This window comes from Terrilactibacillus laevilacticus (assembly GCF_006517395.1).
In the GTDB taxonomy this organism is placed as follows: domain Bacteria; phylum Bacillota; class Bacilli; order Bacillales; family Sporolactobacillaceae; genus Terrilactibacillus; species Terrilactibacillus laevilacticus.
This window is the reverse complement of sequence record NZ_VDCY01000007.1, coordinates 23997-40919: the sequence shown is the minus strand read 5'-3', so window position 1 is coordinate 40919 and position 16923 is coordinate 23997. Positions and strand designations below refer to the sequence as shown.

The 16923-nt window shown below is 36.0% G+C and carries 15 protein-coding genes and 1 pseudogene; 12 read left to right on the top strand and 4 right to left on the bottom strand.

Annotation, left to right across the window (positions count from 1 at the left end):
- Positions 1 to 27: 27 nt before the first annotated feature.
- Entirely contained in the window at positions 28 to 1881 is a 1854-nt protein-coding gene (locus FG390_RS09640) for a bifunctional homocysteine S-methyltransferase/methylenetetrahydrofolate reductase (protein WP_141190822.1), read from the top strand.
- A gap of 40 nt (positions 1882 to 1921) precedes the next feature.
- On the top strand, positions 1922 to 5311 hold the full coding sequence (gene metH / locus FG390_RS09635; protein ID WP_373681549.1) for a methionine synthase: 3390 nt from the start codon (positions 1922 to 1924) through the stop codon (positions 5309 to 5311).
- 153 nt (positions 5312 to 5464) lie between these two features.
- Here the strand turns inward: metH and FG390_RS09630 are convergent, their stop codons facing one another.
- Complete coding sequence (locus FG390_RS09630; RefSeq protein WP_141190820.1) at positions 5465 to 6169, bottom strand: MgtC/SapB family protein; 705 nt, start codon at positions 6167 to 6169, stop codon at positions 5465 to 5467.
- A 265-nt stretch (positions 6170 to 6434) separates the two neighbouring features.
- Between FG390_RS09630 and FG390_RS09625 the strand changes: the two genes are divergently transcribed.
- The 6 genes from FG390_RS09625 (at position 6435) to FG390_RS09600 (ending at position 12522) form a co-directional block, all read left to right on the top strand.
- Positions 6435 to 6740, top strand: a complete 306-nt coding sequence (locus FG390_RS09625; RefSeq protein WP_141190819.1) for a Dabb family protein — start codon at positions 6435 to 6437, stop codon at positions 6738 to 6740.
- Between the two features lie 248 nt (positions 6741 to 6988).
- Positions 6989 to 7888 (top strand): DUF1002 domain-containing protein, encoded by a 900-nt coding sequence (locus tag FG390_RS09620; protein ID WP_141190910.1) that lies wholly within the window; start codon positions 6989 to 6991, stop codon positions 7886 to 7888.
- Between the two features lie 340 nt (positions 7889 to 8228).
- Positions 8229 to 9539 carry a VTT domain-containing protein gene (locus FG390_RS09615; protein WP_141190818.1) on the top strand — a complete coding sequence of 437 codons (1311 nt, stop codon included), beginning with the start codon at positions 8229 to 8231 and terminating at the stop codon, positions 9537 to 9539.
- A gap of 210 nt (positions 9540 to 9749) precedes the next feature.
- The gene (locus FG390_RS09610; protein WP_141190817.1) at positions 9750 to 9941 is read left to right on the top strand and encodes an aspartyl-phosphate phosphatase Spo0E family protein; all 192 of its coding nucleotides are present in this window, start codon (positions 9750 to 9752) and stop codon (positions 9939 to 9941) included.
- A gap of 396 nt (positions 9942 to 10337) precedes the next feature.
- A complete protein-coding gene (locus FG390_RS09605) occupies positions 10338 to 10493 on the top strand; it encodes a DUF1540 domain-containing protein (protein ID WP_141190816.1) in 156 nt (51 codons plus the stop codon).
- Between the two features lie 814 nt (positions 10494 to 11307).
- Entirely contained in the window at positions 11308 to 12522 is a 1215-nt protein-coding gene (locus FG390_RS09600; RefSeq protein ID WP_141190815.1) for an MGDG synthase family glycosyltransferase, read from the top strand.
- A gap of 90 nt (positions 12523 to 12612) precedes the next feature.
- Here the strand turns inward: FG390_RS09600 and FG390_RS09595 are convergent, their stop codons facing one another.
- The gene (locus tag FG390_RS09595) at positions 12613 to 13215 is read right to left on the bottom strand and encodes a DedA family protein (RefSeq protein ID WP_141190814.1); all 603 of its coding nucleotides are present in this window, start codon (positions 13213 to 13215) and stop codon (positions 12613 to 12615) included.
- A 115-nt stretch (positions 13216 to 13330) separates the two neighbouring features.
- Here FG390_RS09595 and FG390_RS09590 point away from each other — a divergent pair, with 115 nt between their 5' ends.
- From FG390_RS09590 to FG390_RS09575, 4 genes and pseudogenes are all read left to right on the top strand, one after another.
- Positions 13331 to 14053 (top strand): polysaccharide deacetylase family protein, encoded by a 723-nt coding sequence (locus FG390_RS09590; RefSeq protein WP_258311638.1) that lies wholly within the window; start codon positions 13331 to 13333, stop codon positions 14051 to 14053.
- 40 nt (positions 14054 to 14093) lie between these two features.
- A complete protein-coding gene (locus tag FG390_RS09585) occupies positions 14094 to 14837 on the top strand; it encodes a DsbA family protein (protein ID WP_141190813.1) in 744 nt (247 codons plus the stop codon).
- A gap of 4 nt (positions 14838 to 14841) precedes the next feature.
- Entirely contained in the window at positions 14842 to 15282 is a 441-nt protein-coding gene (locus FG390_RS09580; protein WP_141190812.1) for a disulfide oxidoreductase, read from the top strand.
- 96 nt (positions 15283 to 15378) lie between these two features.
- Positions 15379 to 15924: pseudogene (locus FG390_RS09575) on the top strand (GNAT family N-acetyltransferase).
- A 96-nt stretch (positions 15925 to 16020) separates the two neighbouring features.
- On the opposite strand, the gene FG390_RS09570 reads toward FG390_RS09575, so the two are convergent.
- Positions 16021 to 16476, bottom strand: a complete 456-nt coding sequence (locus FG390_RS09570; RefSeq protein ID WP_141190811.1) for a spore coat protein — start codon at positions 16474 to 16476, stop codon at positions 16021 to 16023.
- A gap of 65 nt (positions 16477 to 16541) precedes the next feature.
- Positions 16542 to 16859: a hypothetical protein gene (locus FG390_RS09565; RefSeq protein WP_141190810.1), complete on the bottom strand. Its 318-nt coding sequence runs from the start codon at positions 16857 to 16859 to the stop codon at positions 16542 to 16544.
- Positions 16860 to 16923: the final 64 nt, after the last annotated feature.

Below are 16923 nucleotides of genomic sequence, written 5' to 3'. Positions count from 1 at the left end.
TGAAGCCTGAGGATAGGAGAAGAAAAAATGTCAAATTTATTAGGAGCACTAAAAGAACGAATTCTAATTGGTGACGGTGCAATGGGGACGTTCCTCTATTCTTTTGGAATAGATCGTTGTTTTGAAGAATTGAATCTTTCGCATAGCGAGGATGTCAGACATGTTCACGAAGCCTATATACAATCTGGAGCGGATATGATTCAAACCAACACATATGGGGCTAATTATATCAAGCTCTCAAGATATGGTTTAGAGGACGATGTAAGAAAAATCAATACGCAAGCCGTGAAAATTGCAAAAGATGCAGCGAAGGATAAAGCTTTTGTCGTCGGAACGATTGGCGGGGTAAGAGGATTCAAAAAACAAACCTTAACCATGGAAGATATTAAAAGAAGTTTTAGAGAACAATTATATTGTCTTTTATTAGAAGGGGTAGATGGTCTGCTTCTTGAAACGTATTATGATTTTGATGAACTGAAGACCGTTCTCGACATCGCTCGAAAAGAGACGGATCTCCCTGTTATTGCACATGTCACCATGCATGAGCCGGGTACATTGCAAAATGGAATGTCTCTAAACGAGGCCCTTCATAACCTTGCTGACCATGGGGCAAATGTTGTCGGAACGAATTGTAGACTCGGGCCTTATCATATGATCCAAGCATTAGAAAATGTAGCTTTGCCAAAAAATGCTTATCTTTCGGCCTATCCTAATGCTAGTCTACCAGATTATGAGGATGGGAAACTCATCTATCAAACTGAACCGGACTATTTTAAGAAGTATGCTGTTGATTTTCGTAACGAAGGGATCAGATTGCTCGGCGGTTGTTGCGGAACGACACCGGAACAAATTAGAGCTTTTAAAGAAGGGGTTCAGACATTAGAACCCATAAAAGAGAAGAAAGTTAAAGTCAAAGTAGAAACGATTGAGCTTGGGAAGTCTACTTCGGATACGGCTCTTTTCACGAAAATAAAAAATGGTCGGTCTCTTATTGTTGAGTTTGATGCACCAAGACACTTAGACACGAAAACTTTCTTTGAAGGTTCTAGGGCATTAAAAGAAGCGGGAGCAGATGCTGTCACTTTAGCCGATAACTCACTTGCTTCGCCAAGAATCAGTAATGCAGCCGTTGCGACGAAACTTCAAAATGATTACAATGTTCCTACTCTTGTTCATTTAACATGTCGTGATCGCAATCTCATTGGACTGCAATCACATCTAATGGGACTTCATCTTCTTGGTCTGCATGATATTCTGGCTGTGACAGGGGATCCAACAAAAATTGGTGACTTTCCTGGTGCAACATCTGTATACGATGTCTCATCGATTCAGCTTATTGAATTAATTAAACAATTTAATGAAGGAGTATCCTTTTCTGGAAAAAGTCTGAAAGAACGGACGTCTTTCCGAGTGGCCGCTGCTTTTAATCCAAATGTTCGAAACCTTGACCGTGCTGTGGCACGAATGGAAAGAAAGATAGCGAGTGGAGCGGATTACTTCATTACTCAACCCATATTTGATCCCAAACGGATTGTTGAGCTAAGTGAGGCGACCAAACACATAAAAGCTCCTATATTTGTAGGAATTATGCCGCTCACTTCTTCTAGAAATGCAGAGTTCCTGCATAATGAGGTGCCAGGGATTCAATTAACAGATCAAGCGAGACAAACAATGGCAAAGGTATCTGGAAATAAAGAACAATCTGCCATAGAAGGTATTAATATTGCAAAAGAACTCGTTGATGTTGCAATGGAACATTTTAATGGAATCTACTTAATTACGCCTATGATGCGTTATGACATGACCGTTGACTTAACTAAATATGTACGCGCCAAGGAAAAGCTTCAAGGAGGAGTTTCACGTGCCAACACATTCGCTTAAAGAACAACTAGAAAAAAGAATCCTCATCTTAGATGGTGCGATGGGAACCATGATTCAATCCGCTAATCTATCAGCGTCCGATTTTGGCGGTGAGCAATATGAGGGATGCAATGAGTATTTAAATATTACGGCACCGGAGGTTATTGACCAGATTCACCGCAGGTATCTTGAAGCGGGAGCAGATATCATTGAAACCAATACTTTCGGTGGAGCGAGCGTTGTATTAGACGACTATGATCTTGGTTCAAAAGTTGAAGAAATTAATATGGCCGCAGTGGCTATTGCAAAAAAGGCGGCTGAAGATTTTTCGACTCCTGATCATCCTAGGTTTGTCGCAGGAGCGATGGGACCTACCACAAAAACATTGTCAGTCACAGGCGGAATCTCTTTTGACGCCATGCAAGCGGCATACAAAGAACAAGCTCAGGCTTTAATCAAAGGCGGAGTAGATGTACTCCTGCTGGAAACTTGCCAAGACATGTTAAACATTAAAGCGGCCTATCAAGGTATTTCAAATGCGTTTGAGATATTAAAAACAAAACTCCCCATTATTGTTTCGGGAACCATAGAGCCGATGGGAACAACACTTGCTGGTCAAGCCATTGAATCTTTCTATATTTCTGTCGAACATTTAAATCCAATAGCAGTGGGACTTAACTGTGCAACAGGTCCAGAATTTATGACTGATCATATAAGGACCCTAGCTTCACTTTCAACAACATTTGTCAGCTGCTATCCAAATGCAGGGCTTCCTGATGAAGAAGGGCATTACCATGAATCACCGGAATCTCTAGCAAAGAAAGTTGAAGGTTTTGCTGAAAAAGGCTGGGTTAATATTGTTGGTGGTTGTTGCGGGACGACCCCAAACCATATTCGTGCCCTAAGGGAAGTCATTGAAAAGTATCCTCCTAGACAACCTTCACGAACACATGCCCATGCTGTATCCGGCATTGATGCGATTATTTATGATGATCCTTCCATGCGTCCGATTCTTGTCGGTGAACGTACAAATGTTATCGGATCTCGAAAATTTAAACGGCTCATTGTAGAAGGTAAATATGAAGAGGCATCTGAAATAGCAAGAGCCCAAGTCAAAGGTGGAGCGCAGGTTATCGATGTCTGTCTTGCCAATCCCGATCGTGATGAAAAAGAAGATATGGAAAAGTTTCTTTCTTTTGTGACAAAGAAAGTGAAAGCACCATTTGTCATCGATTCAACAGATCGTGAAGTCACAGAGGCGGCATTAAAATATTGCCAAGGAAAAGCGATTATCAATTCCATCAACTTAGAAGATGGAGAAAAGCGTTTTGAGGAAATCATTCCTTTAGTCAAACAATATGGCGCTGCGATCGTGGTAGGAACCATTGACGAAGACGGAATGGGCGTTACAGCTGAGAGAAAGCTAGAGATTGCGAAACGATCTTGGAATTTACTCGTGAATAAATACGAAATTAATCCTCAAGATATTATATTCGATCCACTCGTATTCCCAGTCGGAACAGGAGACGAGCAATATATTGGTGCGGCAGAGGCAACCATTACGGGAATAAATAAAATCAAAGAAGCCTTTCCAATGAGTCAACTGATTCTTGGTATAAGTAATGTATCATTTGGACTACCACCACTTGGAAGAGAAATTTTGAATGCCGTTTTTCTTTATCATTGTACGAAAGCTGGACTTGATTATGCCATTGTAAATACAGAGAAATTAGAACGGTTTGCTTCGATAAGTGAGGAAGAAGTAAAGCTTGCTGATGACCTTCTGTTTCGTACCTCGGATAAAACTTTAGCTGATTTTACAGCTTTTTATCGAGGAAAAAAGAAAGAAAATAAACAACCGCTTGAATCGTTAAGTTTAGAAGAACGATTAGCGCAATATGTGGTTGAAGGAACAAAAGAAGGGTTACTTAAAGATTTATCAGAGGCGTTAGAGAAATATCCAACTCCCTTAGATATTATAAATGGACCATTGATGGATGGGATGGCCGAAGTAGGTCGCCTATTCAATGATAATCAATTAATTGTAGCTGAGGTTCTCCAAAGTGCAGAAGTGATGAAAGCTTCGGTTTCATTTTTAGAACCACATATGGATAAGAATGAAACAGATCATTCTAAAGGCAAAGTGGTTCTGGCTACGGTTAAAGGTGACGTTCATGATATAGGGAAAAATTTGGTGGAAATTATTTTATCCAATAATGGATTTAAAGTGGTTGACTTAGGCATCAAAGTTACACCAACTACACTGATTGAATCCATTAAAAAAGAGAAGCCTCAAATTATTGGTCTTTCTGGTTTGCTTGTTAAATCAGCTCAGCAAATGGTGCTAACGGCTCAAGATCTACACCAAGCTAATATTTCGATACCTATTTTAGTTGGAGGAGCAGCACTCACTCGTAAATTTACGTTGAATAAAATTAAGCCTGAATACGAGGGTCTTGTTCTATACGCAAAAGATGCGATGGAGGGATTATCTCTTTCTAATCAGCTCATGGATCAGGATAAAAAAGAATTATTAATGAAAGGGCAACTTGAACAACTTGAAAAGCTAAGTCAATCTGTAATAAAAGCGCCGGCTTCGCAGAGTGTTGCCGTTATTGAAAAGCCAAAATCGACCGTATCAACCGATGTTAAGCGTTATACCCCGCCAGATTTCGAAAGGCATATTCTAAGAGATATCAATATCGCTCAAATTGAGCCTTATATTAATATGCAGATGCTCATTGGGCATCACTTAGGGCTTAAAGGTAAAGTTTCTCGTTTATTAGAAGAACGAGATGAAAGAACGCTTCAGTTAAAAGACATGGTAGATTCTTTATTACATCAAGCAAAGCATGAAGGCATACTGAAACCTTCAGCCATGTATCAATTTTTTCCGGCGCAATCAGATGGAAATGACATTATCATCTATGATCCTAAGAATAAAAATCAAGTGATTGAACGCTTCCATTTTCCACGACAAGAAAAAGCACCTTATCTATGCTTGGCAGATTATATATGTTCAGTAGATAGTGGTCAGATCGACTCAATTGGTTTTTTTGCTGTGACGAGTGGAAAAGGTATAAGAGAAAGATCTATAAAATTAAAAGAAGAAGGTCAATACCTAGAAAGTCATGCCTTGCAAGCTTTGGCCCTCGAAACGGCAGAAGGTTTAGCAGAACGAGTTCACCAATTAATGCGAGATAGATGGGGATTTCCTGATCCAACGGACTTCACGATGCAAGAAAGATTTACTGCAAAATATCAAGGACAACGCTATTCATTTGGATATCCTGCTTGTCCTAACCTTGAAGATCAAGAAAAACTTTTCAAATTAATTCGCCCAGAAGATATCGGGATTCAATTAACCGATGGATGGATGATGGACCCTGAGGCATCGGTCACAGCAGTAGTCGTGACGCATCCCGAAGCTCGTTATTTTAATGTACAGTGAACCCTCAAAAAAATGAAAAATCGAGAAACACAAAAAAACTCCAGTCTAAAAATAGGCTAGAGCATATAAACAGAGAGCCAATCTTTTTCCCTTAATGATTGGCTCTCTTTTATTGTGCGTCAAATTTCGACAAAACTTGGGTGGTGACAGGCATTATTCTATTTTTACTTTCTCAACATGATTATCTGATTGAATTTCAGCATAAATGGATTCAATTTCGATCCCTTGGTGGGCCTTACATAACATTTTGACTTCGTGTCCCTCTGATACTTGCTTAATACCAATGTTTGAAATATCAATGTCTTGTTTGGATATATTGTCAATAATTTTACCAATATCAGAGACACCCAAGACCGTGGTTGTGATGGTCAGTGATTTCAGGCGTTTTCTTTTTATACCGAATTTCTTTCTTACATAGGGAATGATATCAATACTCATGATAATTAAGACGATTCCAAAAAGAGAAGGAATGTAATATCCTGCACCTATACATAATCCCAAACCGGCTGCAGCCCATACAATAGAAGCAGTCGTCAAACCGGATACAATTTCATTGCCGCGTCTTAAAATAACACCAGCTCCGAGAAAGCCGATTCCACTGACGATTTGTGCAGGTAAACGCATAGGGTCTGCAAACGGTCTTAGGGTCCCTTTATTCGTTTGGATCGCAGCTTCAATTGAAACGATCGTTAATAGACAGCTCGTTATAGAAATGACAAGACAAGTTTTTATGCCTAAAGGCTTTTGTTTCATTTCTCGTTCAAAACCGAGTATGATGCCAACAATAGCTGAACAACAAAGTTTAAATAAAACAACAGTTTCCAGGGTTAGTCCCTCCTTTTCTAAGATGTTTATCATAAATATGGAATTAACAAATTATAAATGGATATTGATAGATTATAAGAATTTGAGGACAACAACCATATTATTAAATGTACCCTTTCATAGGTAATATAAATACTATATGATCCAAGGAAATAGATCAAATCGGGTGGAGCTAATCTAAGCAGAGAATGTCTTTATGAAGCCGTCCTTAATCACTTGTTTTTTACTTTAAGGATGTTATGATTATTTTGAAGCTTAACACTCATAGTCCGCTAATTTATAGAAAGCAGGGATAAAAATGATCGAACATATTGTTTTATTTAAATTTAAAGACGAAACAACAAATGAACAAAAAGAAGAAGGTATGAAAAGACTTCGTCATCTAAAACTTGAGTTGCCAGGCATTGTGGATATTCAATCTAATCATAATTTTTCAGATCGCAGTAAAGGATATGAGATGGGGTTAACTGTAAGATTTACTGACAAAGCTTCTCTAGAAAACTATGGACCATCAGATGAACACCAAGCGGTTGTTTCCTATTTAAAAAGCATCGGCATGGTTGATACACTTGCAGTTGATTTTGAAATTAGCGAAGAAAAATAAAAAAGAACACGGTCAGAACAAATCAGTGTCGTGTTTATGAAATAGCCGAGAGCACTCGTGACTTTAGTCATGAGGTTCAGATATTGAGTAAATGGATAGCTATCATATTCCTTTGGATTATGATGGCTTATTTCAACTAAAGCTGTTGAAAAATGATTTGCTTTTAATAAGACATAAACCTATAGCAGAAAACGAAAAATAATAAGAAAGTTAGTAAAAAGTATGTGACAAGAGGAGAAACCATTATGATTCGAAAAAGTTTCTTGTTATTCATAGCGGCCTTGTTAAGTTTAAGTTGCATCGCTCCTTTTGCTTATGCAGATGCCTCGCCGGGAGATGTCATCGTGACACTCGGAGCAAACTTGACGCCATCACAAAAAGATTCGCTGTTAAAAGAAATGAATGTGGATAAAAATAATGTTCAGATCGTTGAAGTTACCAACCAAGAAGAGCATCAATACCTTGATAATTATTTACCCAAAGCACAAATTGGTACACGTGCTATTAGCTCAGCTAAAATTACGTTAGGCCAAAAAGACTCTGGATTATCTGTTAGCACACATAACATTAATTACGTTTCGAACGATATGTATATGAATGCATTAGCGACGGCTGGCGTGAAAGATGCTGAGGTCTATGTAACAGCCCCGTTTACCGTATCTGGTACCGCTGGTTTAACAGGTTTGATTAAGGCCTATGAAGTACAAACAGGTGACAAAATCCCTGAAAAAAATAAGCAAGTTGCAAATGAAGAGATGGTAACAACAGCTAATCTGGCGAAGAAAGATGGGGTTGGGAAGGAAAAAGCAGCAGAACTCATTACGGCTATTAAAGATAAAATAGCCAAAAATCCGCCTAAATCTGATCAAGACATGCAAAACATTATTCAAGACGCTGCGGACCAAACGAATGTAAAACTAACAAATGATGAAATGAATCAATTGAAGGAACTATTTAATAAAATGAAAGATTTGAACCTTAACTGGGATCAAGTTGGTCATCAATTAAAATCCTTGAAAGATAAATTCCATCATTTTGCCAATTCGGACGAAGGAAAAGGCTTTTTTGCAGCTATTAGTGCTTTTTTTGCCAAAATAGCTGAATTCTTAAGTCAGCTCTTCCATGCCATTGCCTCTTTCTTTCAATAAGTTCAAGTTATAAGCCACTTCATCTTTTAAGTATGAATGTGGCTTTTTTACACTTTAACTAGGCTGCTGTCTGCGCCTTATAGGCCTCGCAATCGGCAAGTTTTCTTATATATGGCGAGATCGATGTTACCATGTTACCATCAGAACATTGCCTAAAAATGCCGGGTTATACCATTTAGATCAGATGAATATGGTTGATAATAACATTTAAAATAGTAAAATAAAGAAATTCATAAAAATAGATTGAGTTTTGAAGGGTATTTAGTTTACGGAAAATCATACTTATATCAATTAATGCTTATCTCCAAGTGAACTTAGACGAGGAGGTGGGGAGACCAAGATGGAAACGCTTATACATTTGTTAAATCACTATACCTATATTATTTTGTTTTCAATGTTAATGTTAGAACTAATAGCTCTACCAATCCCTACGGAAATATTAATGAGTTACGTTGGATATCTTGTTTATCAAGGTGATATCAATCTTATTTTGGCGCTTATTTCAGGAATATTAGGGAGCTGCAGTGGAATGACATGTTCCTATTGGATTGGGAAAAAACTCGGAGCCCCGTTCTTCCTTAAATATGGGCATCGCTTTCATTTAGGACCGGAGCGATTAGATAAATTATCACGAGCTTTTAATCTTTATGGAAAACGTTTGCTCCTTTTTTCCTGCTTTATTCCTGGGGTACGCCACATTACTGGATATTTTGCAGGGATTACGCGCATACCCTATCGGTCCTATGCTTTTTTTTCTTATATAGGAGCTGTTATTTGGGTTTCAACATTCATTGGCTTTGGTAGGATTCTCGGCCCAAAATATAAACTCATCGAATCCACAGTAAAAGAGTATTTAGTTATTTTTATTATTATCATTGGAATCCTTGTTGTTGTTTATTACGTGGTTAAATTTAATTTACCAATGATCAAGTTCATTATTTTACGATCTTTGAAATCCCTTTACATGCGTTTTCAATCACGATTTCAACTTAAGTTATTAATCGCATGCTCAGTCATCGTATTTAGTCTTTTAACTTCATTAATGTTTTTGATCATTGATGCTTATGTTGATCAAGACTATATACGTTTTAATCATAATATATTGACTCTTTTTGGGGCCATGCCAACAGATGTTTGGCATCCTATTATGGAGCAAGCCCTTGTTTTATCAAAATTTCCTGCGTTTATCGTGGTGTGTCTATTAACACTGCTTTGGATTGGTTTTAAAGGCAAACAAAAAGAAATTGAAATTAAATTATTTTTTATCATGTTGATTGGCGGCATGGTCTTTGTCACTTACTTACCCCTCGTTATTGAAAAATGGTTAACCAAAGGTGGACTTCTTAACTTAGATTATGCCACTGCTCCGAATAAGCAAGTGATTATGGTTTTTATTTTATATGGATATTTTATGTTTTTAGTCTCAAGACATGTAAAAATGTATCTTTTAAAAATTTTCATCAATGTGATTGGTTTAATTCTATTGTTCATCGTTGGCGTCTCACATGTTTATTATGAATTTCAATTACCGAGTGATTTGATTACCGATTATATCCTTGCTGGGATTTGGCTAAGTTTTGTCATTATATGTTTAGAAACTTGGCGTTTAATCATCATTACGAACGAATCCTTAAGACAAAACAAGTATTAAATTTAAGTGTTAAAGTTGGTTGAATAAGAAATTTAATTCTTACACATCTAGGGAAAAATTAGAGTAAGTTTTATATAAGGATATCTTTTTGTCACATTATAAGAAGTTTTGTCAAAAAGGTTGAAAATGTATGATTTTCTTTGCATAATGGACGTAATAAGCATGTACAAGTTTATCTAAAATAAAAGTGAATAGGGGTAATGGGGAAAAATGATCGACTTTGGAATTGGATATGAAGATGAATTATTGACTTCAATCTCCAAAAAAAGACAAGAATTAATTGAAGTCGCTGAAACTTGTGGGATTAAAAATCAAAAGACCGTCAAGCAAAGTAAAGAATTAGATGTTTTAATTAATCTATATCAAAGGTATGTCTTTCAATGTCAGGTAATAAACGAATAATGAGTCATTAAGTATACTTTAGCTTTAGAAAGATTATTAAATATATATGCATATGGCATAGAATGATGACAGATTAAAAAGAGAATCCTTTCTCTTTTTTTATAAAACCACTGAAAGCGCTTAATATTTTTTCTTCTCTTCACCATTTCCTTCCCCTAAAAGAATGTCCCTATTTTTCCTAGAGTTAGCCCTAAAGTGCGAGTTCAAAAAGGCGGCAAATTAGAAGCAAGAAGATCAAGGCGGCGCTGTTTTGAGGACCGGAAAAACAAGAGGGCGCCGAGATGCGCAGCTTATCATTTGGTGACTTTTTGAACAACCTCTTAAGATGAAAGTATAAAATTTAAAGAACAACAAAAACTACTTCTGTGTTTACTTTTCAAAAAGGAGGAAAAACACATGGCAAAAGATGTTTTGTGTGAAGTTAATAATTGTACCTATTGGGCAGAAGGGAATAAGTGTGCTGCAGAGGCGATTTATATTGTTAGTCATAATGGAGAACAAGCCAAAGAAACTGAGGAAACAGATTGTAAAACCTTTGAACCTACTCACTAAATTTTAGAGGAGATTAGCGCTACGCGCTAATCTCCTCATTTTATTTTTTCCTGATGCTTGTGTATATGTTCTATAACGGGTAGGGAGTCTTAAGAGTTATAAAAAAATAGGTGAAATTTGGACATGTATTAGGATCTCTTGGCATAGGATGGACATAGATAAGCAGATAAGTTTCGGATGAATAGAGGTTGTTCAAAAAATCACCAAATTTTTGAACACGCGCATATATGGCAAATAAAAAATGGAGATGATTCGATGTCCAATAAAAAAGAAAAATGGATACTTTTACACAATGTTAGTATACAGTCAGAAAAAGTTTAGAATGGTATTTAAGTACTTCACTTCACAAAGGCTATTCTTTCAGATATAGGGGTATGATTTAAGATGTATAATGATACTTTGAATATTTGTTATAATGTCAACAATCATAAAGAAAAACGGGCGAATAAAAAGCTTTGTTATGCTATACTTTAATAAGGATTTAAAACGGTATAATAAGACATTAATTTTTTGAAAAAATTTCAGGTTCTAGTTTAAGGTATACTTATAGTGCGTGTTCAAAAAGGTGACAAATTAGAAGCAAGAAGGCTAAGAGCGGCGTCAGTTCCTGAGGACCGGAATGTAGGTTTTTGCTACATGAGGAACGGAAAAACAAGCGGGCGCCGAGAGTAGCTTATCATTTGGTGACTTTTTGAACAACCTCTTATAGCAATCTTACTTAAATGTATAAGTAAAGGTATTGATCCTATTTCTTAAAATTGATAAAAGTAAAAGAAAAGATATAGCCAAGCATGTATAAGAAGGAGTTATCCTAATGAAAATTTTGTTCTTGCCATTGTTTAAAATGCCTTCTGGTCATCACAGAGTAGCAGATGCTTTGATAGATATGATGTCAAATCGTTGCAATGACATACAATGTGAAAAAGTAGATCTTCTCAGTTATAGTAATAAAAGCTTTGAAAAAATGATTTCAAAACTATATTTGAAGTGGATTCACTTTATCCCTAAAACATATGATTGGTCATATAAACATTTTGCCTATACACGAACGCATAAACATTGTACATTTATAGGGTTTGAGAAATATTTCTTACATCACTTAAAAAAACTATTAAATGAAGAGAAGCCAGATTTAGTTGTATGTACACATGGTTTCCCTTCACTATTAATGAGTCGACTAAAAGAACAAGGCATAGTTAATATTCCTGTTATAAATGCATATACAGATTTTTTTATGAATGACATTTGGGGTAGACAAGGTATTGATTTTCATTTAGTGCCCAACCAACAAGTGAAAAAACATATGGTAGAGAAATATCATATGGATGAAAAATATATTCTTGTCACAGGTATTCCTGTTCATGAAACGTTTCTTAAAAATGGAAAAAAGTCGTATAAAAAAGATCCTATAAAGACTATCTTGATTGCTGGTGGAAGTAGCGGATTAGGAGATATTGTTGGATTAATTAAGAAGACAAATCCAAATGCGGCTTTTCGTTATATTATTTTATGTGGTAAAAATCAACGATTATTTGAGTCGTTGAACAAGTTGAATTTACCGCATGTGACCGCCCTTCCATACGTTCAATCACGAGAAGAGATGAATCAGTTATATAATAAGGCGGATGCAATCGTGACTAAACCAGGTGGTGTTACAATAAGTGAGGCGTTATGTAAACACATCCCTATCTTTATACACTCAGCTTTACCTGGTCAAGAACTAATTAACTTAGAGTTTTTAACTAAGCAAAATTTAGTATATAAAATTAACATGAAAGAAAGCTTAGACAAGCAGTTATCCTGTTTATTAAATAACGAAGTTGAGCAAATTAAATGGAAAAAAGCCATTCAACGTTTCTTCAAAGATCAGGAAATACCAACTCTCGACATGGTTTATGCCATTTTAAGGGCTAATGTCATGGATGGTGAATCCATCAATGAGTATCGAAGTGATATTCCAGTTTATTCTGGAGTCATGGCAAAATTAAAGAAATACGTGAAGAAATTACCCATAAGTAATAATGTATAAGAGGTTGGATAAAGGCACAAAATTAGCCATCATAACATAAAAAACGGATTCAATGAGGATCCGTTTTTTATGTTATCTATCTTAGTTTATTTATTTGCCTGAGGATCGTTTAATTCGAATAAAATGAACAATGGTAACAATAATAAAGACAAAAGCTAGGATGCTACCGACAATGGCAATGTGAACTGGAGTAAAAGTTAAATACTCATGTACTTTATTTCCAACAAAAAATCCTAACAAAATGAAAAGATTACACCAAACAAGTGCACCAATAGTTGAAGCTATAAGATAAAAGATAAATTTGTAACGACTTAACCCTGCCATATAGGGATTAATTTGTCGTATACCAGGTATGAAATAACCAATCGTAATCATAATAAAGGCACGCTTTTGAAATTTTTCTTCTGCTTTACGCCATCTTTCTGGAGTTAAACCAATATACTTTCCATATTTAATAATAAACGGTTTTCCGATATAATAACCTATAAGGTATGATGTAATCATACCTGTTAGAGACCCCAAGAAAGCTATTAAGATACATAACGCTATGTTTAATGATCCTTGAGAAAGTGCAATACCAACAAAGATCAAAAACGATTCTTCTGGTGATGGGATACCCACGATTCCAAAGAATATAAAAATAAAGATGGCAAGATACCCATATGTATAGAAATAATTTTGAATAAGTTCCATTTAAAAGATCCTCGTACTTTTTAACCCACTATACATGATTATTTTATGTCTTGTGATAGTTGTCATTTGCTTTTTTATAACTAATTTAATAAAGTCATGAAAGAGGGAGAGATTTTTGTTACATATTCTATTTATAGTATTGACGATAATTTCTTTATTTATAGTATACAGTATCATCCCAACGATTGCGATTCGTTCTTTATCTATCGGTATCTTTCAAAGATCTCATACCAAAGGTCAAGCATCTTTAACTTTTGATGATGGACCCGATCAATCATATACTCCTATGTTATTGGATCTTTTCAAAAAACACAATGTAAAAGCTACCTTTTTTGTTGTAGGGGAGCATGCGAAAAAGAATCCTGACATAATTAAACGCATGCATAAGGAAGGTCATACGATAGGCATACATCATTATAAGCATGTAAGCAATTGGTTTCTCATGCCTTGGCAAATTAGAAAGCAGTGTAAAATGACAGCAGATCTAATTGAGTCCATTATTGGTGAGCGTCCGATTTATTACCGTCCACCGTGGGGACATCTAAATCTATTCATCCATTGGGGAGCAAAGCCTTTCCGTCTTGTTCTCTGGTCAGCTATACTCGGAGATTGGAAATTATCCCTAGGTAAGGATAGATTAAAAAAAAGACTTCAAGAACATATTAAGGATGGAGCCGTTATTGTTCTTCATGACAATGGAGAAAATCCAGGAGCAGATGAACGAGCACCTGAAAATACGATTTCGGCCGTTACAGAGTATCTTGAAGAAAACCATGGAAAATATGAATTTGTATCAATACATACTCTTTATGAGGACGAGCATCGAAACAGGATGTAAGGACATGTTAGGATCATGAATTGAAAGAAGAGGTGTAAAAATGTCCAATAAAAAAAAGCCAAAAAATCACTATGAGCAAGAAAAAGTCACTCGAAGAAAACAACGACAAATTGTCGTAATAAGTACGGCTCTCGTTATAATTTTATTAGTTGCTATTATTGGTATTGTATTAAAGACACAACAATCGAGTCAACCAAATGAAAATCAGAACAACCCGTCGTCACAAGAGACACCTTCCATCAATTATAAAGAACAACCGATCATGGGGACTGCGAATGCCCCTGTTAAATTAGTCGAATTCGGTGATTATAGATGTCCATATTGTAAAGAATTCGAACAAAGAATTGTTCCCAAAATAAAAAAAGATTTTATAGATAATGGAAAAGTAAGTTTTACATTTATCAATTATACGATTTTAGGTAAAGGATCTCAGTTAGCTGCAAATGCAGCTGAAATGATATACCATCAATATCCTGATTCATTTTGGAATTTTCATAAAGCCTTATATGCCGCTCAAGGTGATGAAAAGAAAGAATGGGTCACAAAGGATCTTTTAACGTCTATAGCAAAGAAAACTGTTCCATCATTAGACGAAAAGAATTACAAACAAACACTCGATGACTTAAGTTATCAAAACAATGTGATTCAAGATTATAACCTTGCTAAGTCGATGAAGGTTGAGGTCGTGCCAAGTTTGTTTATTGACGGAAAACTTGTGAATAATCCTCTTGATTATGATGTCGTTAAGGAAGCGATAAATCATTCTTTAAAACAAGGCGACTAATGAGATGAAAAATAATGAAAATCAAGACGGTTTTAATTATAGGTTATACTTAGCTTGGTTAATGGCCATATTAGCCACGTTTGGCAGTTTGTATTTAAGTGAAATACTTGGCTGGACACCATGCAAGTTATGTTGGTTTCAGCGGATCTTCATGTACCCTTTAACCATCCTACTCGGCATTGCTTGTTTTAGGAATGATCGTCAAATTGCCCTATACATTTTACCTTTATCTATGGTTGGAGGCTTAATTTCAGCTTATCATTATGCGGAGCAGCATATCCAAGCCTTGCAAGGACAAACGTTTTGCGGGGCGGGTGTGTCATGCAGTCAAAAGTACTTTGAATTATTTGGGTTTATCACGATTCCTTTTTTAGCACTCATCGCTTTTACAGGTATTTCCTTGTTTGTTTGGACGGACTATCGCAAAAATAAGAATTTTAAGTGAGTGTTCAAAAGGTGACAAACGAAAAGGTTAATCAAAATTAGATAATACTCAAAGAACATTCACTTAATATAGACATATGATGAGGAAGGAGAAAAGATGGAAAATAATCACAACATCTTTAGCGGTAAACTGGTTAAACTGACATCAATTCGCCCAGATGATGCTGAAGTCATGGCAAAATGGCAAGAAGATGCAGATTATTTAAGACGGATGGATAGTGATATGGCGATCCCTTTGTAGCTTAAAGAACTTCAATCCCAAGATGAAGAAAGTTCTAATCATATTCAATTTCGTATTAGAACCTGCCAAGATGATCGATTAGTTGGATTTGTAGCCCTACACGGAATTGAGTGGAACAATGGTATAGCTAGTTTAGCTATTGGAATAGGAGATCGAAGTGACAGGGGCAAAGGTTATGGAAAAGAAGCTTTAAAATTGATTCTTTTGTATGCTTTTTATGAGCTTAATCTTCATCGAGTGGGTCTTGATGTAATAGGTAATAATACACCAGCCATTCGATCTTATACAGCTGTAGGATTCCAAGAAGAAGGCCGCATGCGAGAAGCTGTCTATCGAGATGGTCAGCGGTACGATCGTATCATGATGAGTATCCTACGAAGAGAATGGGAGACTCATAAATAACAAGCGTAAGAGCCTATAGGCGTATTGAATAAAATTAACATCATAGAGAAAAAGCTCTTCAACTGTATAGAAAATACAGGGGAAGAGCTAATCTTATTAAAGAATTTCAAGTGTAACGAGAATAGCGACAAGAATTTGAACAGCAATTTGAACAGATACAGCAATATTTGTATCTTCAGTTCTAACTTTAACACCACGAGAGTTTTCAATAATTGTTTTTTGTTTGTTAATTTGTTTAGTTTTCGTAAGTTGGAGTAAGTCTTGAGTAATTTCTGCTTCTTCAATATCATTGAGAACAGCAATCTGAACAATAACAAAAACAGCGACTTGAATAGCGAGTTGAATGGTTACCGCTGCCTCAGTTGATGTTGTCCTTACTTCAACATCACAAGAATCTTTAATAACAATAACTTCATCAGTACCTTGGAATGTCGTGTTTACTTGGTCAAGGTTCTGACTAAGATCTGAATTTGTACTAAGTGGGTGGTCACAATCTTCAAGTGCGCACCACCCTTTATTACGACTTTTAGTTTCTTCATCAAATAATCCCATTTATTTTCCTCCTTATGATTATCAAGATATTGTATTTAATGAACAATTGACTAATTATGATTAAACTATTCCATTAGACTTTTTCTTTTTATCCGCCTTTTTTTAGTAGGAGCTGCCTCTTCGGCTGACTCTTTAACTGTATTTGACGATAAGGCTTCAAGTTTGCTTTTTAAGTCATTTACTAAGTCACGAAGTTCTTGCTTTTTTTCTTCTGATAACGGTTTAAGCTTCGAACGATCTACTCCGTGTTTTTTTAAGATACCTGAGACAAGTGTATTGGTAAGCCGTTGATTAATGGCCTGTATTTGTTCGTTGGTGTCAGATAACGGCTTACTATCCATAGAACTTTTTACCTCTGGTTTTTCATTTGGATGATCAGTCATTTTCCTTCCCCCCCTATTCACGTGATAGTTCATCATATGCGGAGGCATTCATACCGAATAGACC